This window comes from Cupriavidus oxalaticus, assembly GCF_016894385.1.
GTDB classification, from domain to species: Bacteria; Pseudomonadota; Gammaproteobacteria; order Burkholderiales; family Burkholderiaceae; genus Cupriavidus; species Cupriavidus oxalaticus.
This window is the reverse complement of the sequence record NZ_CP069812.1, coordinates 1276164-1299604: the sequence shown is the minus strand read 5'-3', so window position 1 is coordinate 1299604 and position 23441 is coordinate 1276164. Positions and strand designations below refer to the sequence as shown.

At 64.5% G+C, this 23441-nt stretch carries 21 protein-coding genes; all 21 read right to left on the bottom strand.

Going from position 1 to position 23441, the window contains the following annotated elements:
* Positions 1 to 46: 46 nt before the first annotated feature.
* The 21 genes from JTE92_RS18440 to JTE92_RS18340 all read right to left on the bottom strand — a co-directional run bounded on the left by JTE92_RS18440 (position 47) and on the right by JTE92_RS18340 (position 23422).
* Entirely contained in the window at positions 47 to 508 is a 462-nt protein-coding gene (locus JTE92_RS18440; protein ID WP_063238579.1) for a lysozyme, read from the bottom strand.
* Positions 505 to 978, bottom strand: coding sequence for a hypothetical protein (locus JTE92_RS18435; RefSeq protein WP_063238578.1), 474 nt, complete (start codon positions 976 to 978; stop codon positions 505 to 507). The genes JTE92_RS18440 and JTE92_RS18435 overlap by 4 nt, the downstream gene beginning before the upstream one ends.
* Positions 979 to 1053: 75 nt before the next feature.
* A complete protein-coding gene (locus JTE92_RS18430) occupies positions 1054 to 1284 on the bottom strand; it encodes a hypothetical protein (RefSeq protein WP_306431138.1) in 231 nt (76 codons plus the stop codon).
* Positions 1268 to 3187: a hypothetical protein gene (locus tag JTE92_RS18425; RefSeq protein ID WP_147318557.1), complete on the bottom strand. Its 1920-nt coding sequence runs from the start codon at positions 3185 to 3187 to the stop codon at positions 1268 to 1270. The genes JTE92_RS18430 and JTE92_RS18425 overlap by 17 nt, the downstream gene beginning before the upstream one ends.
* Positions 3184 to 3603 carry a hypothetical protein gene (locus tag JTE92_RS18420; RefSeq protein ID WP_063238576.1) on the bottom strand — a complete coding sequence of 140 codons (420 nt, stop codon included), beginning with the start codon at positions 3601 to 3603 and terminating at the stop codon, positions 3184 to 3186. Before JTE92_RS18420 ends, JTE92_RS18425 begins: the two co-directional genes overlap by 4 nt.
* Positions 3600 to 6296: a DUF2341 domain-containing protein gene (locus tag JTE92_RS18415; RefSeq protein WP_063238575.1), complete on the bottom strand. Its 2697-nt coding sequence runs from the start codon at positions 6294 to 6296 to the stop codon at positions 3600 to 3602. The genes JTE92_RS18420 and JTE92_RS18415 overlap by 4 nt, the downstream gene beginning before the upstream one ends.
* A 12-nt stretch (positions 6297 to 6308) precedes the next feature.
* A complete protein-coding gene (locus tag JTE92_RS18410; protein ID WP_063238574.1) occupies positions 6309 to 7475 on the bottom strand; it encodes a hypothetical protein in 1167 nt (388 codons plus the stop codon).
* A gap of 12 nt (positions 7476 to 7487) precedes the next feature.
* Entirely contained in the window at positions 7488 to 8699 is a 1212-nt protein-coding gene (locus JTE92_RS18405; protein ID WP_063238573.1) for a hypothetical protein, read from the bottom strand.
* 9 nt (positions 8700 to 8708) lie between these two features.
* Positions 8709 to 12371, bottom strand: coding sequence for a hypothetical protein (locus JTE92_RS18400; RefSeq protein WP_063238572.1), 3663 nt, complete (start codon positions 12369 to 12371; stop codon positions 8709 to 8711).
* Positions 12372 to 12375: 4 nt separating this feature from the next.
* Complete coding sequence (locus JTE92_RS18395; RefSeq protein WP_063238571.1) at positions 12376 to 12771, bottom strand: hypothetical protein; 396 nt, start codon at positions 12769 to 12771, stop codon at positions 12376 to 12378.
* The gene (locus JTE92_RS18390; protein ID WP_063238570.1) at positions 12768 to 16562 is read right to left on the bottom strand and encodes a tape measure protein; all 3795 of its coding nucleotides are present in this window, start codon (positions 16560 to 16562) and stop codon (positions 12768 to 12770) included. The genes JTE92_RS18395 and JTE92_RS18390 overlap by 4 nt, the downstream gene beginning before the upstream one ends.
* Positions 16563 to 16655: 93 nt before the next feature.
* Positions 16656 to 17423 (bottom strand): phage tail tube protein, encoded by a 768-nt coding sequence (locus JTE92_RS18385; protein ID WP_063238569.1) that lies wholly within the window; start codon positions 17421 to 17423, stop codon positions 16656 to 16658.
* Between the two features lie 84 nt (positions 17424 to 17507).
* On the bottom strand, positions 17508 to 17963 hold the full coding sequence (locus JTE92_RS18380) for a hypothetical protein (RefSeq protein WP_063238568.1): 456 nt from the start codon (positions 17961 to 17963) through the stop codon (positions 17508 to 17510).
* Positions 17956 to 18684 carry a phage tail protein gene (locus JTE92_RS18375; protein WP_063238567.1) on the bottom strand — a complete coding sequence of 243 codons (729 nt, stop codon included), beginning with the start codon at positions 18682 to 18684 and terminating at the stop codon, positions 17956 to 17958. The genes JTE92_RS18380 and JTE92_RS18375 overlap by 8 nt, the downstream gene beginning before the upstream one ends.
* The gene (locus JTE92_RS18370; protein ID WP_147318556.1) at positions 18684 to 18968 is read right to left on the bottom strand and encodes a hypothetical protein; all 285 of its coding nucleotides are present in this window, start codon (positions 18966 to 18968) and stop codon (positions 18684 to 18686) included. The genes JTE92_RS18375 and JTE92_RS18370 overlap by 1 nt, the downstream gene beginning before the upstream one ends.
* A gap of 23 nt (positions 18969 to 18991) precedes the next feature.
* Complete coding sequence (locus tag JTE92_RS18365; RefSeq protein ID WP_063238565.1) at positions 18992 to 19990, bottom strand: major capsid protein; 999 nt, start codon at positions 19988 to 19990, stop codon at positions 18992 to 18994.
* A gap of 42 nt (positions 19991 to 20032) precedes the next feature.
* Entirely contained in the window at positions 20033 to 20377 is a 345-nt protein-coding gene (locus tag JTE92_RS18360; protein WP_063238564.1) for a head decoration protein, read from the bottom strand.
* Positions 20378 to 20389: 12 nt separating this feature from the next.
* Complete coding sequence (locus JTE92_RS18355) at positions 20390 to 21412, bottom strand: head maturation protease, ClpP-related (protein ID WP_063238563.1); 1023 nt, start codon at positions 21410 to 21412, stop codon at positions 20390 to 20392.
* A gap of 68 nt (positions 21413 to 21480) precedes the next feature.
* Complete coding sequence (locus JTE92_RS18350; RefSeq protein ID WP_063238562.1) at positions 21481 to 21672, bottom strand: hypothetical protein; 192 nt, start codon at positions 21670 to 21672, stop codon at positions 21481 to 21483.
* Positions 21669 to 23213 (bottom strand): phage portal protein, encoded by a 1545-nt coding sequence (locus JTE92_RS18345; protein WP_084254528.1) that lies wholly within the window; start codon positions 23211 to 23213, stop codon positions 21669 to 21671. Before JTE92_RS18345 ends, JTE92_RS18350 begins: the two co-directional genes overlap by 4 nt.
* Positions 23213 to 23422: a phage head-tail joining protein gene (locus JTE92_RS18340; RefSeq protein ID WP_063238560.1), complete on the bottom strand. Its 210-nt coding sequence runs from the start codon at positions 23420 to 23422 to the stop codon at positions 23213 to 23215. The genes JTE92_RS18345 and JTE92_RS18340 overlap by 1 nt, the downstream gene beginning before the upstream one ends.
* Positions 23423 to 23441: the final 19 nt, after the last annotated feature.

Genomic DNA, 23441 nt, shown 5'->3' with positions numbered 1-23441 from the left:
TTTTGTCACCCGGTTTAGCAACGTTTCTATCAGAAGTTAGCCCCGACTATATCAACGCTGCCTCTGCCTCGCGCCGCAGCACCAAGCCGCGCAGTACGCGACCGCCGCCGCGGTTCCACTTCCGGATCTCGGCCGGAACGTCTGCCCATCGCTTCGCATTGATCCGCTTGCGCAGCGTGCTCGCCTTCAGGTTGCCAGCCCCGAGGTTGAACGCGAAGTCGATGATCGCAGCCAGGCGCTCGGGCGTGTCGATACCCGGGCAGAGCCTCAGCACCGCCGGCAGATAGACCGTGCGCACCTGGTCGAGCAGCATTACCTCGGCGACCACCCGGGTGATGGGCGGATCTTTCAGCGTCACCGCGCGTCCGTCCAGGTACCGGGTCGCCCCGTAGCCGATGGTTGGGACGCCGGCCGGGCACAGGTAGGGGCGCAGATACAGCCCCTCGAAGCGCCGAGCCAGCGCAGCAGCAACCTGGACTGCCAGCGCGCGAAACTCGGCGACCGTCATACCTTGCTCCGGGTCGACGACAGCACGCGCACGGCGAAGAAGAAGCCGAGGATCACGCCCACCAGCTCGCGGTCCCACTCGGTCATCTTGAAGCCCTGCGCGTTCAGCGCCACGCACCACAGCATCAGCGCGATGGTTGCGGCTGCCGGCCGCACGATGCCGTTCCAGGTGTCGACCAGTGCGATGCCAGACGGCTTCATGGATTCGGTGACCGCCTGCCCGAACGTGGTCGCATCGAGCCGCGCGAGATCCGCTTCAGCCTGCACGCGGATGGTCTGCACGCCGAGATCCGCCTGCAGTTTGATTGCCGCCTGGTTGCGCTCGTGCGCCGCGGCGTCAAGCTCGCCCTGCAGCCGCATGCGCTCCAGTTCGTGTTTCTGCTCTTGGTGGGCGGTCCACATCTGACTGATCTGTTCCCAAATCAGTCGGAATGCGGAGCCGCCGAGGAATGAAAGGATTGCGCTGAACATCGGTGTCCTCCTGAAAGTTGTCCAGGTGAACACCGTATGGCGGGCAGCAGAACGCCGCCTGCGGATGGATTGCGCCTACACGTCAATCAGGACGATGGGCAGCGTTGGTGCCGGTCCTTCGATCACGCCGTCGCGGAAGAACACACGGTCGTTGACAGCCGCTTCGCCGCGGGCCTGCGCCACGCCACCGCCGGGCAGTTGGATGGACGCCACACTGCCCGTGATCGACACGACCGTGCCGACCTGGAGCGGAGGGTCCGGCATCAGGTCGCGCAGGACTTTGTAGGGATTACGCAGTAGCGACATGGGTTTCCACTCCGATGGTTTGCCACACTTCCGGGTTGCTCACGTCGACGCTGGTGCTGCGTACGATGCCGATGCGCGTCACGCCGCCGTCGACATACCGCACGAACTTACCCGGCTGGATCACGCCCGTTTCCTCCAGCACCGGCAGACGCAGCGAGAGGTGAGCTTGTCGACCTGTGTCGCCGAGGATTGCCAGGCCGCGCTGCCGCGCTGCGTCTGCGTGCGTGATGAGCGCGTCCGTCATCATCGGCGCGAGGATGTCGCCGGCAGTGCCGGTGCGGGTGACTTGGCCGAGCACGCCCTGCCCCTGCCCCGACACGAACACGCGGTTGTAGCGCGGACGCTCCAGCCACTCAATACCCTCGCGCGTCGTCACGGAAGCCGGCAGCTCGAAGTCGGGTGTCACCGAACCCCAGTTCCACGGCGCCGTCGGATACCTGGACAGAACGTTGAGCGTCTTCAGGCTCGGGTGCGGTTGGATGTATGCCCCGGCCGCGCCGGCAATCGCGTTCAGTGCAGAGACGTAGGAGCCCTGGTGCGACCAAGCGCCCGCGGGTACGAGCCAATCCGTTGCTTGCCAGTTGACGGTCCAGCCGATGCTGGCGCCATTGACGGTCAGCGCGTCGTTCGCCAACTGCTGCGCCGTGCGCGCGGCCGACGAGTTGCTGAAGTTCTGCACGGGCGCATACGGCGTGTCGAGAAGCCCTGATTTGCCCTTGCCGCTCACGCGGATAGCCGCGCGACCGAACGTGCGCTCACGGCTGATCTTTTCGGCCAGTACGCGGTACGCAGTACCGTTGATCACCGCTTCGAGTTCGACCGGCGTGCCGTCCGAGCCCGGCTCGATGGCGTCGAGCGTTTCCGCCGGCAGCGAAGCATTGAAGCCCCATGTCCAGGAATCAGCGTCGATGCTCAGCGACATCGAGAATGCGGGGATCAGGACGTTGCCGTCGACACGGCGCAGAGTAGTTGCGTTGATCACGATGTAGACCCTCTTGACAGGGACGATGATGGTTTCGCCATCCGGCGGATTTACCGGCGGGCACGGGTCGATGGCGAAGTTCAGCAGGATGTCGTCGCCGGCATAGTCGAGCCACAGGCAGCGGAAATCCAACGGCTTGCCAGTGCCGTCGTACGTTTCATCGGGCGGCTCGACCGGCGGCACCTCGCCCGGCGCCCAGTACGCCTGCTTAGCCTCCTGCCAGGGGATCACCGGCGCGCACCGGGTCTTTTCCGCCTGCTGCGAGGTGAAGCGCCAGTCCCGCGCGGCGGGGGTGGTCTCCTGCCACGGCAACCTCGCCTCGCCGCGCTTGCGGATGCCATTCTGGAAGCCGTCTGTCAGGGCGCGGGGCTTAGCCAAGGTGGCTTGCCACCCGTCGAGCGGCGCGGTGCGCAGCCGGATGCCGTACTCGAACCGCGACAGCAGCAACTGCTCGACGTGGCCGCCCGCCTGCCACCCGCCGCCGGACACGGTCCGCGCGGTGGCCGCCTGCTCAAATCCACTGCCTTTTTCCGCCGTCTGCAGGGCGGCCGGCTGCCAGGTGTCCTGGTGCGCGGTGCGCTGAGTGCCGGCCTGCTGGAACGTGCTGGACCTGTCCGCCGGATTCGGGACGGCCGCCTGCCAGGCGCTACCGGGAATCACGCTCGGCCCTCGGAACACATTGTTATCGTAGTTGGCGGTCAGGTGGACGGTCTGCACCGACGAGATCGTCAGGGTACAGGAGCCTTCGACCGGAGTGGCGGGTTGGGCGTTTCCGGTGATCTGCAGCGTCGGACTCGGCTGCACCATCGCCAAAACCCCGGCGGTGAGTACACCATCGGGGTTCAGCGAGAAGTTCAGGTCTACCGCCCCACCAGACGGGGGCGTGTAAGCCTTGTGGAAGTCGAGATCTACATTGCTCACGCTTCAACCAGCGTCGCCACCGAGATGGAGAAAACGCCGCCCTCGTATAGTTGGGTGGTCGGAGTGCCACCGGCGCTCAATTGTAGTTCTCCACTTCCTCCCGAGGCAGAAACGTCCAGGTCGGCGACGAACGTACCGGCACTGTCGGTGATGCGCGCCCAACTGGCATTGCCCGTCTTCGACGCCAGCACCGACGCGCCGATGCTCAGGTTCAGCGTGGTGCCGGAGATGCTGCCAGCGGACGGGTCGTTGAACGGTTGCATCGCCAGCAGCTGCTGCGTGGTCACGGCGGCGCCGGTTGCCGGGCGCGTGCCGTCATAAATCTTCAGCAGCCCCGGCCCCGAGCCGCCGTCGATGGCGCGGGTCAGCGCCTGGAGCCGGTCATTGATCACGGTGGTTGAAAAGGCGAGCGTCACAGGAATTCCTCCGGAAACTGCTGCATGGCGGGCGGGCCGCTCGGAATGTACTTGCGCAGCGCCACCCAGTCCAAGGCGCTGATACCGGCACCCCCGCTGGTGGCGCTGCGGTGGATCGACAGGTAGGCTGCCGCTGTGCCGGCGCCGGCGCGAGCCATCAACACATTACCGTTGAGCGCCACGGTGGAACTGCCATCGGTTGCCCGCCCCACCGAGATCCGGCTCGGCTGCGCCAATACCCCGCCGATCTGCGGCGTGAATCGACCGTTGGCCGAACTGGTGGCTTCTGCATTGATGCTCAGGCGCGACTGCGTGGCTAGGTCGCCGGTGTTCTCCAGTGCCGCCACGGCGGCGTTATTGGCGGTGCTGCTGACGAAGCCGAACTGGCTGGTCACCCACCCGGCGACGTTCATCGTGCCGAACTGCGTGAAGGAGCCCAGCGCCTCAAGCCCGGCCGCAAAGGTGGCGACCGACTGCACATACATCGCGGAGCCGTTTCCCTGCAGCGAGATGATCGAGTTGTTGATGGCGATGGAGGCACTGCTAGCCCATTGCGACGACAGCGTGCCTACGTTGAAGTCGTCGAACAGCGTTGGGAACAGGCCGGCGCCGTTGCTGGTCTTGGTCTGCGTCACGCCGGTGTTGTACTTCACATAGATCTCGACCGGCCCTGCATCGAGATCGCCGGGCAACTTGACCCAGTAGAAGGCCACGCGGTCCGGTGCCGTGCCGTAGACCGCATCCATCCAGAAGTCGAGCTGGTTGCCGGCCGTGTCGGTGAACACGATATCGGCCACGTCGTCCCGGGCGCGAGGCATGTAGCGCACCGGTGCGACCAGGTCGGCCCCGGAGAACGCTAGCGCTGCCAGATTGGTGGAGCCGCCCTCGGCCACGCGGACCAGCACCGGGTAGTTGGCGCCCAGGCCGGTGCCGCCGGCGACGAAGCGCAGCTTGCGACGTGCCGGTCGGAACGGCGCCGGTGCGGCCTCCACCGGCGTGATGTTGTCCTGCACCACCGCGTTGTAGGTCTGCGTGTAGTCGCGGCCCAGCACCAGATACTTGCGGCTGCCGTCAATGTTCGGGAAGCTGTAGGCACCGTTGGTGTCGCTCCAAGCGGCCTTGATGATCGCCATCGACTTCAGGTCCATCAGGGATACCCGACGTACCGCCGCAACGTTGTTCACCGTTACGTTGCCGCTGACGCTGGCGGTGCCGCCCCAGGTTGCATCCTTCAGGCGGAAGGGGCCGTACGAAGTCAGCGGCGCCTTGCGGTTCACCACCGGGATGGGCGCAGCTTGCGCGGCGCGAATACGCTCTCCGCGCAGTTGCCCCGTCGCCACAACGTCCATCGGAGGATCAGTGAAAGCGGCAGTCGCCGGCGTGAAGTTGCCAGTATAGGCCGCCACGCCGTTGATCACGCGCCACTCGTCAAGGTAGGCACCCAGGTAGCTGCTGCCGGTATAACCGCCAATTACCAACGAATAAGCGGTGTTGTTCGCCAACGCCACGCCAGCGCCGACCGATACCGAGCCAATCGAGGTGCCGTTTAGGTACAGCGTGACCGTCGCCCCTTGTCGCACCAGTGCGAAGTGATGCCAAGTGTTAACCGTCAGGCTACCCGCAGCGGCGATGGTGTGCGTCCAACTGGTTCCAGTTGTCGACAGCCTCGCCGCCACCTGTGAGCCGGTGCGGTACACGTCGAACGGGCCGAAGTTGCCAACCAGGTTCTGCTTGTTGATCAGCCCGGCCTGCCCCGCCGCCACGATAGTCGGGTAGAACCAGCCCTCGGCGGTGAAGTCGTTCGCGGCGAAGTTCAACTCCGGCGCGTCGGGGGCGAGCAGGTAGGTACCCGGGTGGTAGCAGCTTCCCCCTCCGAACTTGGTCACCGTGGTGTTGACCGCGTCCGACGCGGAGCTGCTGTACAACACCCGGCAGTAACGCGACGAGTCTAGCCACGTCGGACCAGCGCCCGTTCCCGCCGGATAGCTCTTATCAAAGTGCGCCAGCAGCACGATGTTCCAGTAGTCCTCGAACGCGGCGGCCGGCGGCGTGAATCCCGAGGTGTAGCGTGCAAGCCCCCGGCTGACGCGAAAATCGTCGTAATACGCCTCCAGGTAGGTCGAGCCCGCCGAGAAGTTCGACTGGCCGAGTACGTTGGCCTGCCCGACTGCGCAATTGATTGCGCCGGAGAACGTACCGTTGCCCTTGGCGACGCCGCCGACATAGACCATCAGGGTGGTGCCCGAGCGCACCAGCGCCACATGCGCGAAGGCACCGGTCGGCAGATCGCCTGCGGCACCGGTTACCACCTGGCTACCGTTGATCGACACGTTGACCGAGCCATCGGCCGCACGCCAGACCAACCAGTCCTTGTTGCTGCTTGCGTCGTCCCAGCGCCCAAAGATCGCGCCGTAGTCAGCGCCCTGCGAGACCGGCCACACCCAGGCTTCGACGGTGAAGTCGCTACTGCCGAAGTCGAGGGCAGTCTTGCCGGCGCCGAGCTTCAGGTAGTTGCCATTGGCACTGCCGGTCTTCAGCGACGCGGTGCCGAACTGCTTCTGCGCGGTGCTGAGCGCGCAGGTGCCGACGCACACGCTGTTCAGCGCGGTTTTCGACGTGTCGGGGATCGTCGTGGCCCCGTTGCTGCCGTCGAAATGCAGCAGCGAGGTCAGGTACTCCTGATTGGTATCCATACGAGCAGCCTCTTAACGCCAGGGTCCGGTGATATCCAGCATCGAATAGCAACTGGCAGCGAAGCCGGGCCCGCCATGTCGCAGCATCATGCCAATCCGCCCCGGCAGGTCAGGCATGCTGGAGTATCGGTCGCGGTGGTTGATGCCGGACACGGTCAGATCCTGCGGCGTGTGGAAAAAACCGGGGAGACGGCCCCGCTGACCCTGCCCGGCTACCACCAGGTACACCGGCGTAATCAACAGCGCGTTGTCGGCATTGTTGGGAAACTTGAGCATCGACGCCGAATATTGGCTCGCTCCCGAAGCGGCCTGAGTGTTCCAGAACATGCCGCCGAGGCGCTGCACCTTGAGCGCCCCGGGCTGACCATAAGCGGCACGCGGCATGTAGTACTGAGAAATGTTGCTCGAATACGACAGGCATTCACTGCTGTACTGACCCGTGTAATTCACCTGGCTGGCGTTCTGACCGCACAGCGCAGCGCCCCACAGATCTCCGGGGTTGTAGCCCAGCAGATCGCCAAAGCCCCACATCAGACCGGCGGCCAGCGCATTGGTCTCGACCCACAGGTAGAAGAACCGCTCGTCGCCGACCAGAATCCAGTTGCGCGCGGTGCTGTTGCCCTGGTACGACTTGCCGGCGTACATGCCCCCACTGAGCTGCGCGACGGTTGGGAACGCCCCGGTGCCGGTGTTGACATCGGTCATCGACTCGTAGCCGACCACGCGACCGTCAATGGTGCCGGTATCGTCAACCCGCAGGTACATGCCGTACGAGTCCGGGGCGGCCGAGGTGTAGGCGGCCAGGTTCGTGCCCGAGAACGGCTTCAGCCAACCCAAGGGACTGACCTTGGCGGTGATGGTGCCGGTCGCGGTCTGATCGCTAATGCCGGCCGCGTCGAAGGTCACCTGTGTGGTGGATGCCGTCAGCACCTTCTTGTCGCCATTCAACCCGATGGGCGTCGCACCGGAGATCAGCGCAGTGCTGCCGATCTCGAAGCTGTGCCCAGCGTTGATCGTCAACGTCGCCACGCCACCTGCTACCACGATGGAGTCGACGGTCTTCAGCCCATAACCGTCCTTCAGACAGGCGTCCAGCAGCGCGATCAGCGCCCCCGACACGCCCGACATGACCGGGTGCCCGCCGCCAGCGGCGTAGCTGCTATACATTTTCACTGCCATGTCGATTTCTCCTTAGCGCCAAGGGCCGAACAGATCGAACAACGTGCACCCGGCGTACGCGGTTTGTGCGGGGTTGCCGGTTCGTACCGCTAGGAAGGTCTTGCCGGGCATGGTGTCCACACCGGTTACTACGTCGAGGTGGTTGTAGGCAGTGGCCGATCCGTTGATCGGCAGGTGATACATCCCGGGGGCGAACCCTCGTGCGCCCCGCTGGCTGGCGTTGCCCCCCTCGAAGATCAGGACCGGCGTCACCATCACCGCCCCGTCAATCGGGTTCGGGAAGCTAGGCAGTAAACCGCCGGCGTAGCTGGTGCTCCCTGAGTAGTCGGTGCCCCAGTTCAGCGCCCCTGCACGGGTGGCAAGGACTGACCCGCCCAGCTGCGAATTCAGTCGGGGCAGGTACATCTGCCCCGCCCCGCCAGGGCCGCCGCAACTCATGCAGTGCGTGAGCCCGCCCGACCCATACGTGGTGAAATCGGAACTCGGACCGCTGAGCAGGTAGTGGTACATATCCTGACTGCCCAGCGGCAGGATATCTCCAGCGAAGTACAAGATGAAGCCATTGGCCGCATTGGTGGGGTGCGGCGAGATGCCGATGTAGAAGCACCGTTCGTCGCCAATCACGTACCAGTTGCGCGCGGTGCTGTCCAGCGTCGCGGACTTGCCCCAGAACATGCCGCCATTGAGCTGCGCAGTGGTCGGGAACTGACCGGTGAACGTGTTCAGGTCGACCATCGCCTCGCAGCCGGTCACGCGGGCATGGCGCGCGGTCACGATCTGCGTGTCATCGACGCGCAGATACATGCCGGTGGCCTGCGGATCGCTGGGCTTGTAGGCCGCGAGGTTGGTGCCGGAGAACGGCTTGGTCCACCCCAGCGGCGCGATCTTGGCCGTGATCGTGCCCGTTGCAGTCTGATCCGAGATACCGGCCGTGCTGAAGCGAAACACTGTCGCCGACAGCACGGTGATCCGGACTTCGCCGTTCAGTCCGGATGGCGTCGCCCCGGCGATGACCACCACCTGATTGCTCAGATAGCCGTGCCCGGCCGACACCGTGCAGGTGGCGACGTTGCCGGCGACGATCAACGAGTCGAGCGTCTTCAGCCCGTAGCCATCCTTCAGCACCGCATCGAGCAGCGCGATCAGTGAGCCGGCGAGTCCGTTGAGGGTCGGTGCTGTCGCCGATACGTTGCTGTACCACTTGACCGAGGTTGGAGTTCCCATGTCGGTTCCTTATGCGTCAATGTCGCCGCGAATCTGCACGCGGAAGCTGTCCGACTGGCCCGACGGCGACGACTGCAGCACCGTGCGTGCCAGCCACAGCGGGTAGTTGGCTGCGGCCGAATTGAATCGCAGTACGTTACCGGCTGCCCAACCGCCGCCCCAGCCCAATGCGCGCAGCGTGAAGTACGGCTCGCCAGTGGTCGGGTTGGTTGGCGAGCAATCGGTGTTGATGTTGCCCAGTGCCACCTGACCGACACTCTCGCCGATCACGCGGAAGTTGATCGTGTCGGTGAAGACGATGGCCCACCGCTCCTGAATGCAGCTCCTATCGGTCAGCAGCAGCGGGTAAGTCGTGAAGTTGTAGGTCGACGCCGGGCTGCCACCGGACGGCGCGTCGGCGAACACACTGGCCCAACTGGTCTGCGTGAAGCTCAGCGCCATGCGCGCCTGCAGGTCGCCCATGATCAGCGCCGAGCTGACGCGGGTCTCGTCGGCCGGGTACACGTGCGACAGCTGGCGCATCAGCGTCAACTGACCGGTGATCTGCACGTCCGACAGCAGGCTCATGTCCTCGACGCGGTTCTCGACGTAGATCGTGCCAGTCATACCCGATGTGGACACCGTGCCGTTGAAGGTCAGCGTGCCGGCATCGAGATCGGTCGAGTACATGCCGGGGCTCATCACCACCGGTGGGTTCGACGAGTCGATCACGCGCATCGCCGCGACGCGCACGCGGCCCACGTCGACCACCAGGCCGCTGCTAGGCGTCACCGCCTGCTTCGCGGTGTGATGAACCACCACCACGTCACCGGCGCGGTAGATCGGCACCCGGCCGTCCTGCGGCAGACGCACCGGGTCCAGGCCAAGGATCGTCGAATCCAGCGGCAAATACGTGTAGGCGACCGCGTTGAACAGTATCTGGTCCCCAAACACCGGCAGTGGCTTGAAGATCTTGCCGTCGGTCTGTACCGCAGCGGCGTTGTACCAGATCGCGGCCTCGTTGCCGGCAGCGGTCACCATGTCGCCGAAGCGTACGCGCACCACGCCGGTCTGGTAGTCGATGCTGCCGAAGCACTTGCCGGCCGAGGTGATCGTGCCATTCGCATCGGCGGTCACCGAGTACGGCGCGCCGGCCAGCGGCACTACGCGGATCTGCAGCGAGCCCGGCACCACCGGCGCTGCCGGTACGCGGAACACCACGTAGTCGGTCGGGTCGCCGTTGATCGTCGTCAGCAGCGACTGCATGCTGATGGCGTTGCTGACACCAGCGCCCCAGTTGGTGATCGTGCAGTCGCCGGTTGCGTAGTTGACCGTGCCGACCTGCGTGGCCGAGCCGGTGGTCGGGTCCAGGTCGGTGAACAGGTAGCCACTGCGGTCAAAGTAGGTCTTGCCGCCCCAGGTGAACATCACGCTGCCGGGAACGATGGGCTCGGCGAAGTCTCGCGTGAGATCGAACTTCGATTCGTTCCAGGTGAACGTCTGCGTGTTGTTGCCGGGCGTGCCGGACACGCGGTACTCCACGTCGACCACGCCGGACTCGTCGTTCGGGAACAGCGCGGCGGCGTTGTAGTACGTGATCCCGGTCATGGTGTTGCGGTACACCGGGTCGTTGCGGTCGGGCCAGCCATTGGCCCCCTTCTGGTAGCCGATCAATGTCGACTGGTAGTTTGGCTGCGGCACGCTGACCGTGCGGTCCGGGTTGAACGACAGCGCGCCGGTGCTGTAGTTGACCGCAGCGGCCGCCACGGTGTCGCCGTTACCAGTGCCCGTGCTGACCGGCAGCACCAGGTTGCCCGAGCCGTCGTCCTTGGTGTTCACCGTGGGGTCGATCTCGATGTACTGCATCGCCGCCGGCACGCCCGAGATCACCGAGTAGTCGTTGATCAGCACGTTCCAGTTGACCCGCAGCGAGCCGGCGACGATGTTGCTGTCGTCGAGCTGCAGGTTCAGCTTGCCGTTGCCATCGCGCAGCGGATGGCTGAACGACTTAGTCTTCTTGACCGAGTACTGGTACGCCAGCGTGAACACCGTGCCCATCGCCGGGATCGCGGTCGGCACCAGCTCGACCTGGTACACGCCGTTCTGCCAGCGCACGTAGCCGGTGCCGTCGCCGGACAGGATGCCGTTGGCGTCCGAGGTCACCGACTTGGCAACACCGTTGTCCCAGGTGATCGTCACCGAGCTGGGGATCAGCTTCTGGTCGCTGGCGGTGGCGACCTGGAACTGCACGCGGGGCGCCTGCACGGTGCTGGTCACGCGGTTGAAGTACTGCGACGGCGGCGACCAGAAGAACAGCACCGAGCTACCCACGTCCGGCAGCGCGCCGAGCGTCATCACCACCGTGCCGGTCGTGTAATTGATCGTGCCCGAACCGACGGAGCCGTCCGAGCCCCTGATCACGCCTTGGTTTCCGGCGCCGCCCTGGTCCTCCAGTTCGTACCAGTTGCCCTGCGCCATGTAGCTGACCTTCAGCGCGCGAGGCTTCGGCGCCGGGTTCAGCGTGATTGTGTACACGTTGCCTCGGTTGGTCGTGTCCACGTCGATGGACGCGGTCTCCGACACCCGCTGCGGCGCGGCGGCGGGCTTGAAGTACCAAGCCGAGTTGCCGGTAGCGCCCAGCGAGGCCGTGATCACCACCGTGCCGGTCGTGTAGTCAACCGTGCCGACTGCCACCGCATTCAGCATCAGGTTGCCGGTGCCGTCATCGGACAGTCCGGCCACGGCGCCGCAGCGGAACGAACCCGGCACCATGCCCGTGCCGAAGTAGATCTTCTGCGGGAGCGAGCCGGTGATGTTGAGGAAACGCGCCTGATCGACACCTGTCGCGCCGCTGGCGAGGATCGGCGCCAGGTTACCGGCGGCGTTCAGGTCGGCCAGGGCAGTCTGCGACTGCGCGCTCGGCACCAGTTGGCTGAAGATCGAGTTCACCATAACCCGGATGTCGCCGATGCTGGCGTCATCGACCATCTTGGCGATACCGTAGTACACAGCGGCGTTTGCCACGCGCGTGTCGCGGCACTTCGCCTTGGCGTTCTGATCGTCGTAGGGGCTGGCAACCGGCCCAAGAAAGTCATACAGAAGCGGGTTGGCGATGGTACAGGTCACCAGCAGGCCGTTCCATTTCACGCCGTTGCTGGCGGTGAACTCGCGCACCAGCGACTCGACCTTGGTGATGCGCACGTACTGCTCGATCTCGGTCGACAGCCCTTCGTCCTGGATCAGCACCAGCGTCTGCCCGACCTTCGGCAGCGCGTCGCTGGGCTTCTGCAGAATCTGGATCGCGCGCTGCCCCTGCAGTTGGGTCTCCAGCAGCTGGCCCGGCCACTTGACCCCGCGCGCCAGGTACGACTCGACCCGGTCCTTGGCGTCGGTGCGCACGTCGGTCCAACTCTTGGTCGAGAACAGCGTCACCGACACGTTGTCGTCGTCCGGCTCCTTCAGGATGATCGAGTGCGACCCGAGGTACGTGTCGGTGCCGGTCACGTCGATCTGCGGGTACGCCTTGCGCAGCGAGATGCGACCGTACACTCGATCCAACTCGGAAACGTCGGGGAACAGGTTGTTGCTGACGCCATCGACTACCTCTTTCGACGTAATGCGACCGCCCCCGTTGTCGGTGTCCAGCAGGACTTCCGACTTCATCAATTTGATGTCTGCGGTGGTAATTGTCATTCGTTTAAATCTCCATGAGCCGCAGGGTGGCGAGGTAGTTGTCGGTGTCTACAACGTCGTCGTAGTGGACGACAGGGTTGGCTTCAAAGCCGCCGTCTTGGTGTCGCCAGATGACCGTGCGCTCTTGCCCGCAGAGTGTAAGAGTCATCTGCTGTCCGGCGACTGCGGCCCAATTTCGCAATTGGTCGATCACGTCACGGCGCATCCACCCGCTCTCGTCGTCTGCCGGCTCCAGGGTTATCGGGCGCCCGCCGATCCGCTGTGCGGCGCTGATGATCATCGCCCCGGTGATGGTCCGTTCAGCCGTCTGTTCGACCGGCGCCCAGTTGTTTTCGTCCGACCAGTACAGGGCGGAACTGAGGGTCACGGTCGTTGCGCCGACCGCCAGGGTGATGCTCATGCGTTGGACCTCCCTTGCAGGGATTCGAGTTGTCGCATCACGCCCGTCAGCGCCGTAGCATCACCGTCGGATGCGACATTGACCGGGGTGCTGCGACCGTTCAGGTTGATGTTGACCGTCTTGGTGCCGGCTGCACGCGGGGCGCCGCCGGTGTCCTTCTTCGCCTGCAGCCCTTGGACCGTTTCGAGGATGTTCCGCGCCTGGTTGTATGCAGCATTGATGCTGCGGATACCCTCCAGGCTGTAGACGCCTTGACCGCTGTACTGCTGCATGACCCGGCGATTGAAGTCGGCTGCCTCGAACGCTGCCTGCGCCGTCTTCAGGTCGTCGGCAGCGAGCGTGCCACGGGTCTGCCGGTCCGCCAGGTTCATCAGCGCGTCGTTCTGCGACGCCTGGAGCTGGCGTCCGCCAACCTGCCCCCCGCCGCCGGTCGAGCTGGCCTGACGGGTGCCCTCCTGCACGACATCGTTGCGCATGCGGATGGCGTCAATCTCGTTCTGCAACTGGCGGATCTGCTGCTCGCCGGCTTGCGCCTCCTGCAACTTGGCCTGCGCGTTCCGGATGCGCAGCTCAATCTCCTGCTGCTTGGCCGGGTTCAGTTGGCCGGCTGCGTCCAGGGCAGCGCGATCCGCCTCGGCCGCAGCGATGGTCTGCCGCGTCTCAGCCTCGACGGCGGCGATGTGGTCGCGCACCATCTGGATCTGCACCTGCTTCTGCCGGATCTGGTACCCCTGCGCCTCGGCCACGCGCCCGTACATCTGCGCCTCTTGCTCCTGCGTCTTCAGGTACGCGAGGCTGGCGCGGCTGGCGATGTCCGTCTCGGATGCGTTCTGCCGCAGGACGGCGATCTTGCGCTCGGCAGCCGCAGCGGTGTCGGACAGCGCGTCGCGGTACAGCCCCTCTGCGTAAGCCGCATCCTGCGCAGCCCTAGCGACGTTGGCGTGCGATTCGGCGGTATCCACCTCCTGCGACCGCATACGAGCCAGTTCCGACGCCGCAGTCTCCGCAGCAGTCTTCAGCTCGGCCAGGCGCGCGGCGTTGTCCTTGTACGTCTCCGCAGCGGCACGGCGTTCGACCGTCTCGACCTGCGCCGAATCGGCGGCGACCTTGGACCGTTCAGCCTCGGCCGTTTTCTTGTCGATCAGGTCGTTCAGCACCTTGATCTGCTCGCGCTGGTCGTCGCGCAGCTTCTCCGACCCGCCGGCCGCGATGATCAGCGACTCGGCTTGCGCCTTGAGATAGATCACCTCTTGCTGACGCGCCAGGGCGAGCGTGCGCAGCGACTGTTCGTCTCCCTGCGCGGCGCGGACAGCAGCCTGCCGCATCTCGATCTCGTTGCCGCCGATCTGCGCCAGTTGGACGGATGCCTCGCCTTCGTGCTTCTTCGCCTGCGCCAGCTTCTCTGCGATCAGGGTGTTCTGCTCAGCGGTCTTGTTCACGTCGATGTACGCCGCCTGGATCGCGTACCAGCCCTGCGCGGCGCCAGTCGCTTGCGTGCCGGCAGTCGTTGCTGCAGCACCTGCGCCCTGCTGTGCCTGCGCATTGCCCGTAGCAGCCGCTGCAGCAGCCCCGTGCGCCTGCGCATTGGCGTTGACCCCTGCTGCGGCAGCTTGCGCCTGAGATCCGGCCTGCTGAGCCGCCGCGCCGGCGCCACGTTGGGCAGCCGCCGCTTGGTCGCCGCCACCAGCCATCTCGCCGATTGCGCGCCCGAGTTTGGCCTGCCGGTCGATCATCTGGTCGAACAGCACGCCCGCCTCGCTCACGGCACCCTTCAGGTCACCATGCACGACGCCTGCGGTCAGCGTGGCGAGTTGCTTCACGCCGGTGAACACCACGTCGAGCGTGGTCGAGACACCCATCGCTACGGAGCCGGCCACCACGCCCGCGGCGCGCAGCGCGGCGGTGAGCACGGTCAGCGCGCCGGTATCGCCGATGGTCGTCGACGCCTCGGTCATCAGGTTCTTGAAGCGCGCCCACGTTGCGCTGAACCCTTCGACCTGCTCCGTACCCTTGGCGATGGTCTTCGTGAGCTGGTCGGCGAGAGCGGGCAGCATATCTGCCGCCATGATCTGCCCCGCCTCGGTCATCGCGGTCAGTTGCTTGACCGACAGACCCATGCCGTCGGCAACAACTTTCAGCGCGCCTGGGAGTGAATCCCCGAGCTGTTGCCTGAGTTCTTCGAGGGACACGACCTGCTTCCCAGCGATCTGAGATAGTGCCTCGAGCGCGAGGGATGCGCGCTCACTACCCTGCCCCATCTGACCCGTCGCGCGGATGACAGACCCGAACACCCGTTCGGTGGCTTCCGACGCGATACCGGCCTGCTGCATCGAGACAGAGAACCGCTTGTAGCTCTCGCTGATCTCGCCGATGGCGATACCGGAGTTGTTCGCCGTTACACGCAGGAACTCGATCTGCCGCGCCGCCTCTTGGAGACTGCCGGTCGTGATCGCCAGCGTCCGCCGCATGGATTCGAGCTGCGTGTTCGCATCGAGGAACTTCTTCGACAGCTCAAACGCACCATACGCACCGGCCAGTTGGCCGAGCATGCTGGACACCAGGCGGCCGGCCGTGCCGGTTTTCTGCGCAGCGTCGCTCGCTTCGTTCAGGGAGTTTTTCAGCGACTCGATCCGCCGCTGGCCCGCGGCGAATGCGCGGTCGAACTCGGCACCGGAAACCGTGGCATCGTTCGCCAGGGTGTGCAGCGCGGCGTTGATGCGGTTGATCTCGGTCGTGACCGCCTGTGCCGACCTTACGCCGGTCGTAGCGAACGCCTCGTCGAGCGCCTTGCGGGCCTGCGCAGACGATTGCACGAACTGCTGGTACCGCTGCTCTGCAGCGATGCGCGCATCGGCAGCCTGCTTCGCCAAGCGCTCCGCTTCGGCGTACTGCTTGCGCTCAGCCTCTAGTTGCTCGCGCGCAGCGGCTTCGAGACGGTACCGATTGTTGATCTGCAGGCTGGTGAGCCGATCTTCGGCTTCCATCGCGGCCCTTGCCTGCGCGGTGGCTTCTGCCTGCGCCTGGCGCTGCGCCACAATAGCCGCCTGCTGCCGCTCGATGGCTGCGACCGTCTCAGCATAAGCGCGGCCGAGATCCGCCTGCGCCCGCGCCACGTCGTCGGTGGCGATACCCGTTGCCTGCAACGCATCGCGCGACTCGTTCAGCGCGGCGGTGCGGCGGGTCAATTCCCGCGTGGCCGCGTTCACTTCGGCGTTGGCGAGTTTCGACTGCGCCGCGAGGTTGGCTTCAGCCTCGCCGGCGTCCCGGGCCGCTTGCTTCGCTGCGTCCAGGGCGTCCCGCTTCTCGCGCAGCGTGCCGCGCGCCTCGATGATCGCCTTGCTCAGCTCGACAACCCGGAGCCTATATTCGGCTGTCGTCTTGCCGGTGTCGTCGGTGTCGAGTTTCAGCAGCGCCAATGCTTCGCGCTTTTCGGCGATGTCGCGCCGCGCAGCACGCACGGCTTCAACTGCCTCCTGCTCGGACACGACGAACTTCTCGTTGGTCCCGGACAGCGTGGTCAGTTCATTGCCGAGCGCCGCGGCGGCATCTTTCGCCTTCTCTTGGTCGACCGCAAGGGTGTCGACCGCATCCTTCATCCGGGTGAAGGTGTCGATGGCGTCGTTCTGGTCGGCCAGCTTGTCCAACTCGTCGCCAAGGCGCTTAAACTCGGGCGCGGCATCCCCGCCCTGTTTCGCCAGGTCGTGTACGTCTTTTGCCAGGTCGCGGATCTTCTCGGAGCCAATCGTAGTGGCAGAAACCTGGAGAGATACGTCGCGGTTGTTGTCTGCCATGTCGGCCTGCGAGAAATATGAAGGGATTGCGGGGGAGCGTCAGCGCCCTCCCCCGGAACCCGGGACGAACGCCCCGGGCCTGCGCATTGCCGCTTAGGCGGCGCTGTCCAGCAGCTTGACGGTGTACGGCTCTTGCTTGCCGACCGGCGTCTTCAGACGACCCGGCAGGTTGACCTTTGCGAAGTCACTCTGCAGGAAGTCGAATGCGTTGTTCGACGCGATCACCGCTTCGTACACTTCGACGATCACGGGCAATTGGTCGGCGAAGTTGATGCCGTCCAGCATCAGCTTTGCGCGGATCTGGGTGTTGGTCGAGCCGCGGATCAGCGTGCCGGTCATGGCGTTCGTGTTGCCGGTAACCTTCAGTGCCTGCGCGTCCGTGATGGCCCCGCCCACCTTGGCGCGAATCCAGCCGAGACGCCAGTTGACTTCATAGTCGGTGTCGAGCACGTAGGTCGTGCTGCCGGCGGTGTCCTTCACGGTAAAGCCGGCCTTCTGGAAGTTCTGCAGCGAGAGTTGCACCCAGGCGCCGAGCTTGGCGGTGATTGCCTCGTCGGCAATGCTGTCGGCAGCTACGTTGATGTCGGAGTCGGTGCCGAGCAGTGCGGACGACATCGACTCGCGGTTCACTTCGGCCATTTCCAGCGTGAAGTCGGTCGGCTTCGGCAGCGGAACCGTTTCGAGGATCTGGCCGTAGGTGCTACGGCCCTTCGACGTGTTGTCCTTGATCTCGACATTGGGCTTGATCTCGAACTTGTTCGCCTCGTACGGGCCCTTCCACGGGTCGAAATCCGCGATGCTGATGTTGTAGCGGGCGATGTATAGGTCGCCAGCACCGATAAAACCACGAGCTGCTGTCATTGATGATCTCCAAAGATTGCCAGCACTGGCACCGACGGTAGTGTGGCGGGCTGCCGCGGGCAGTGCCTGCGGATGAATTTCGAGTTAGGGGTTAGTCAAGTCCTCGGGATACACCGCATCGACGTGAATGCCCGCAAACACCACGTCAATACCGTCCTCGCGTGCGCCGATCACGCGTCCCTTGTAGTTCAGGTTCTTCACCAGTCCGTCGAGCGGCGCTGCGTACTTGTTCTGCCCGCTGAAAATCGCGCGCTTCAGGTCTTCGATGACCAGGTGGGCCGCATCGTTCGGATGGTCGGGGTCGCACGTCACATGCGCCTCAAACTGGTACCGCTGGCTCAAATTGGCCTTTGCCTGCGCCGCCTCCAGCACGGTGTCGTTACCCTCGACAATCACCACGCAAGGCACGTCGACATCTGCATCGAGCGCACGTTTTCCGCGGAATACCTTCAGGCCGATGTCCGTATTGAAGCCGTTTGCCACCTGGATCGCCGCCAGGCGCGCTGAGAGCGCGAGCGCGATGTCGCTTGCCTTAGTCATTGCCCAATGCCTTTCGCAGTTCGTCTGCTGTGAGAGCGGCCACGGTCGACCCGAGGCGCACCGCTACGTCGTTTAAGAACGTCTCGTCGAGCGCGGCGCGGAATAGCTGATAGACCGACAGACTGTAGTGAGACTTCAGGTCCCCACGCCTCTTTCCGCTGGTGCCCGCCTTGCGCGACATCACCAGCAGGTTTCCGTTGCGCCCGCGCACGAAGAACGCCTTCACGCTTGTCACGGGCTTGCGAGAGCCGCGCTTCACCTCGACTGAGATCCCGTCCTGCTTCATGCCGACCGGGATGCCGCGCGCGGCATTGCCAACGCGCAACTTCCAAGGGAACAGCGCGCCGGCTTTGCGTGGGTTCTTCCCCATCGCGCCGGCTTTGAACGAGTCGTTGGGGTACTTCACGACCCGCGTCATTTGCTGCGCGCCGTATTGCGTGAGGGTGGTGTTTCGAGCCCGAGCAAGGATGCGAGCGACCGGCTTTGCAGGGTCCATCGCCTGCTCGAACGCCATACGGTCGTCGATGTAGCTGTCCGGCAGGTTGATGCCTGCGTTCATCTTCCCCTTCGCGTCAGAGAACGCCTTCAGCGCGACCTGGTTCACTGCCGTCATCGCGGCGCGGCCGAGCGTTGCACCGTCCAGGTGTGAGAGCGAGTCCGCAACCTCCTTCAGCGTTGCGGTTTCGACCGTGACGGAAAACGACGATGAACGGATAGCCATCAGGCGCTCCGCAGGACGTATCGCGCGGTGTAGCCGTTGTCCTCGAACGCAGGACCGTCGACCACGAAGGAATGATCCGGGAGGGGCTGCCCGTCGGCGTCGACGAGCGCGAGCGTGTCGCCCTTGCGCGCGACGAACGACTTCTGCAGCGTAGCAACGGTGCGCGAGTACACAAGCCCGTCAGCACCCGACACTTCGACGTTGCGCTCGATGTTGACGCGGCACGGCGTCGAACCACGCAAAACCGCATCCTCGCCCAATCTAGCGAGGATGCGACCCGTCATGCGAGCGAAGGCGCGCAGAGCCATTACGCGACGGTGAGCTTCACCACGGCACGCGGCCGAGTGCAGATGGAGATCGGGTTCGACTGGGCTTCGAGCTCGACACCCTTGTTGAACCCCATGGCCTCCTGCTTGGCGTAGTACGGCAGGCCGTTGGTGTTCACCGTCTCCATGTAGTCAGCCGGCGCGAAGTTCGTCACGAACAGGTCGGGCACGCCCTCCGGCACCAGGTGCGCGTCGCCGTCCTCGATGAAGTCGTTGCCGCCGACATTGCCGCGGTACTCTTCCCAGGTGATGCCTGCGAACTCGAAACCGGCCCGCTTGTCGGTCCGCAGGAATTCGCCGTTCATCCAACGGTCGTACGCGCGCTCGACAGCCGGGTGGCCCACCAGGGCGTCAAAGAAGGCCGCCGAACACAGGGCGCGCAGGCCGCGGTACATCAGGCCGCCCAGCGCGTCTTCGACCAGGCGCTTCGCGGCAACGGCCTTCAGGCGCACCTTGGTCGAGTCCGTGCCGAGGACCATCGGGAACGACTGCTGGCTGACGCCGAACGTAGACCACAGGTCGAGCAGCACCGTGGTGCCGTCGGCATCGAGCACCTGGCCCTTGATCGCACCGATGCGCTGGTACTCCATCGTCACATCGATATTGCGACGCATCTTGGCGAGCTTCTTGTTCACCAGCGTTTGCACCGCTTCCAGTTCGGTTTCGCTGCCGAACGCGCGCAGGTTCTGCACCTCGTCGGCAACCACTGCGCCACGCTGCGGCAGGTGCACGGTATTGATCGAGACCAGTTGACGCTTGTCGTTGGTCACCGGCTTGCCGGGAGCACCGCGCTGCGCCGCGGGCACGAGCGACAGGGTGGTACCCTGCTTCTCGATCGACAGGGCGGTCGTGGTGATGCTCTCTTCCGTGAACAGGCCCAGCTCGCCGATGCGAGTCGGTTGATGGGGCACGTCGTTGATCGCCTTGGTGAGCGACGCGACGCTGAATGCGTCGTTGTTGAAAATATCGAGATGCGGCATGTCTATGAACCTCCCTCTGTATCTTGGCCGTACTGTGCCTGGTTAGCGAACGATGATGCCGACGGCAGCCAAGTCGGCCTTGGCAGTAGCGTCGAGGCCAGTCAACTCAGCCTCGATGACTTCCGCCTGGCGGGCGATAACGACCGCTTGTTGATCCACGGCCAGATCCGGGGCGCCTGCGTACAGCACCGCAGCCGCGACTTCACTACCGTCAGCCGCCGCGTTGTTGTAAGCGACATACTTGCCGCTGGCAGAGATCTTGCCCATCACCGTGCCTGGGACCAAGGCGCCGGCAGCCGCCGCGATGGTGACTTCTTCCCGGCTGATGGAGCCGTTGCCTTCCGACAGCAGAAACTCGCCGGTGTGCTTGCCTTCGATGAGTGCCATTTCCTTAACTCCTTACCGAGAACGACGCGCAGCCCAAATATCCGCAGTCTTGACGGCTACCGGCTGCGCGGGATTGGTTGCCGTGCTATTGCCCTTCGGCGCGGTGTCGATATGCTGCTGCTCGTCTGCTTCGGCAAGCATTGAGCACAGCTTTGCGCGAACGTCTGCCGTCGAAGTCCGCGCTTTGATGAACTGAGCAGCGGCATCGGGCTTCTTGGCGACGGCGCACAGCGCCTTGATTTCCCGGGCATCGTTGATTGCCGCGGTGACGGCTTCGACAGCCCCAAGGCTTTGATCCAGTGCCCAGACGGTGGCGAATTCCGCCAGACCCGCCTGCTCAGCGAGAGCGGTCACCTGATCTGCGAAGGTCGCATTGGCTTCCTGCGCCGCCTGCTTCGGCTCAGGCGCGGGATCGGTCTTCGCTGCAGGCGTCTGCGCTGCCGTGAACGCAGCCTTCACGTTCTCAGGCAGGCGGTCTGTCTCGTAACTGGCGGTAACGTTCATCGCCGGCTCCATTTCGTCGGCCAGGCCGATTTCAACGGCTTCGGCGGCCGTGAGATAGGTGTCCTTCGACAGAAGCGCGTCGATCTCTTCCTCGCTCTTGCCGGTGCGCTTCACGTAGGTGGCGCGCAGGCTCGCGCCAACCTTGTCGAGCACGTCGGCAAACTCGCGGAATTCCTCAGCATTGCCGTACATGCCCGCCAGCGGGTTGTGCACCATCACGAAAGTGTTTTCCGGCATAACGATCTTGTCGCCTGCCAGCATGATGTAGCTCGCGGCGCTGGCAGCAATACCAAGCACGCGAACATGGATTTCCTTGCCCGAGTTGCGCAGGGCATTGAAGATGGCCAGGGCGTCGAATACTGAGCCTCCCGGCGAGTTGATCGAGAGATTGATCTTCTTGGCCGTGATCTTGCTCAGATCGGCAATGAAATCCTTGGCGGTGACACCCCAGAAGCCAATCTCGTCGAAGATCGAGATGTCCGCTTCCTCGGGGGTGTTCGCCTTGGCGGTGATCGAATACCAGTTCTTCATGGCAGTCCTTTTTTGATGAAGCGAATTTTCGGCATCCACAGGCAACACCGCCTGCGGATGAATTTCGGTCAGACCTCGGGATCCGGCTTCACGCGGCGCCTCACCTTGTCGCGCACGAACACATAGAGCTGCAGACTCGTATAGATGAAGGTCACCCACAGAAGCAGGCTCGGCAGCATCCCGGTGAGCCACTGGATACTGCCGACCACTGCTGCGGGCGCGACCTTGCACATCTCGTTGAACAGCTCGCTGAGGGTCATTTTTTCGCCTTGTTGGAGTCGGGACGCCGGCCCGGCGAGGATTCGCCGCTGCTGTCGCCATCTGAGCGATTCGGATCGGGTTGTATAGGTGCGGTGAACAGGCCCAGTTCCTCGTCGCGCTCCTTGTCAGCGGCGCGCTCGGCGTCAACCTGCTCGGGGTCATCGCCGCGTTCAGCAATGACGCTGGACCGACTGCGAAAGCCAGCGTCAACCTCCAACTTCTTGCCTTGCACGTCCTGCACGGGGTGGATGTACTGCCAGCCGTGGGGCGCCCACTCGACTCGCTTCGCGTCGTTGGCCTCCTCCACGGAAATGGCACCGCTGAGAACACCGGCATCAACCCAGGCATCACGGATTGGCTGGCATAGCATCGGGATGACGATCTGCCACTGGCGTTGCTCGGCGAAGCGGCGGAATTCATTGATGATCACGCGCAGCGTGCGGTCAGACACCTCCTTGATGTCGCCGCTGAACAGCTCGTAGGGCAAGCCCTGGCCCGCCGCCGTGCCCAGGTGCTGTGTGCGCATGTAGTCCGGATACGCCGTGCCCGCATCCGGCGGGGCGGAGAACTTCACGTCCTGCCCGGGATCGAGTTCCTGCGACATGCCCGGCTCAAGGCCTGCCAGCGGAAGGCCATCGTTCCCCCAATCCACTGGAAGGTTGGTCAGAGGATCGAAGTCGCCATCGACGCCTCCAGGCATGGTGCGCGTGATGAACACCGTGAAGAGATTGGCCAGCTTCTGCCGCTCCAGCACGTTGTCGTCGAAGTCCGCCACATTGCGCAGGCGCGCCAGGATCGGAGCAAGCGACGACACGCCGCGCAGTTGGCCCGGGCGCTTGGGCTCAAACATGTGCAGCACTTGGTCTGCCGGCACGCGCAGGAGCCTGCTCGCGTCAATGGCGCTGGAGAGCTGGCCGTCGCCCGGGTGATCGCGATACATCCAGTAGGCGACTCGGCGCCCGTACTTGTTGCGCTCGATGCCCTGCCGGATGGTATTGCCCGCCGGCATACCCGGCCAGTAATCGGCGTCAAGCAGCGGCACGAAGTCCGCCTCAATAAGTTGGACCTGCAGAGGCACCGCCAGTGGTGCGTCGATCTGGCGAGGGCGCAAGCGTGCGAAGACCTCCCCCGATTCAAGCCAGGAACGTACCGCAAGGGTCTGTAGACCATAGAAGTTGAGCACCCCATCTGCGTCGGCCTGCGACACCCAGGCATCCCACAGGTCATTCAGCTCCTGCTTCCGATTCTTGGACTTGATGCGGCGCAGGCGCGGCACAATGCCGATGCCGATGAGGTTCGTCGTCCAGTGCTGTGTACTGGATTCGCCCGACCAGTCATTGCGACCGGCGTCGCGCGCGCGGTCCCGGATCTTCTGCAGACCGGTGATCGCCCGGTTCGGCCCGGACGTGGGCGGGTTCCAGCCGCGCATGCGTCGGCCGGAGCCGGCGGCGTCATATCGCGCCTTGACCGCCAGCACGCCGCCACCGGCGCCTTGTGCGGCGGCCTGTGCCGCAGCCTTCCGCTTACGAGCCGACGCCATCAGTAGCCCCGCCCGTTCTGGTACAGATACACGCGGCGCGGGCGAGTCTTGCCCAACTGCTTCGCCAACTGGGCTTCCAGGTCGGCGCGCGCCTTGATGAGGTCATCGACCGAGCGATACGTGATACTCTGCCCGCCGAGCGTGACTTGCCGCTCGCCGGATGCGATAGCTTCGTTCAGCGCGTCGATGTCCGCTTGGGTGACTGCCATGTGGATTTGCGTGGGCTTG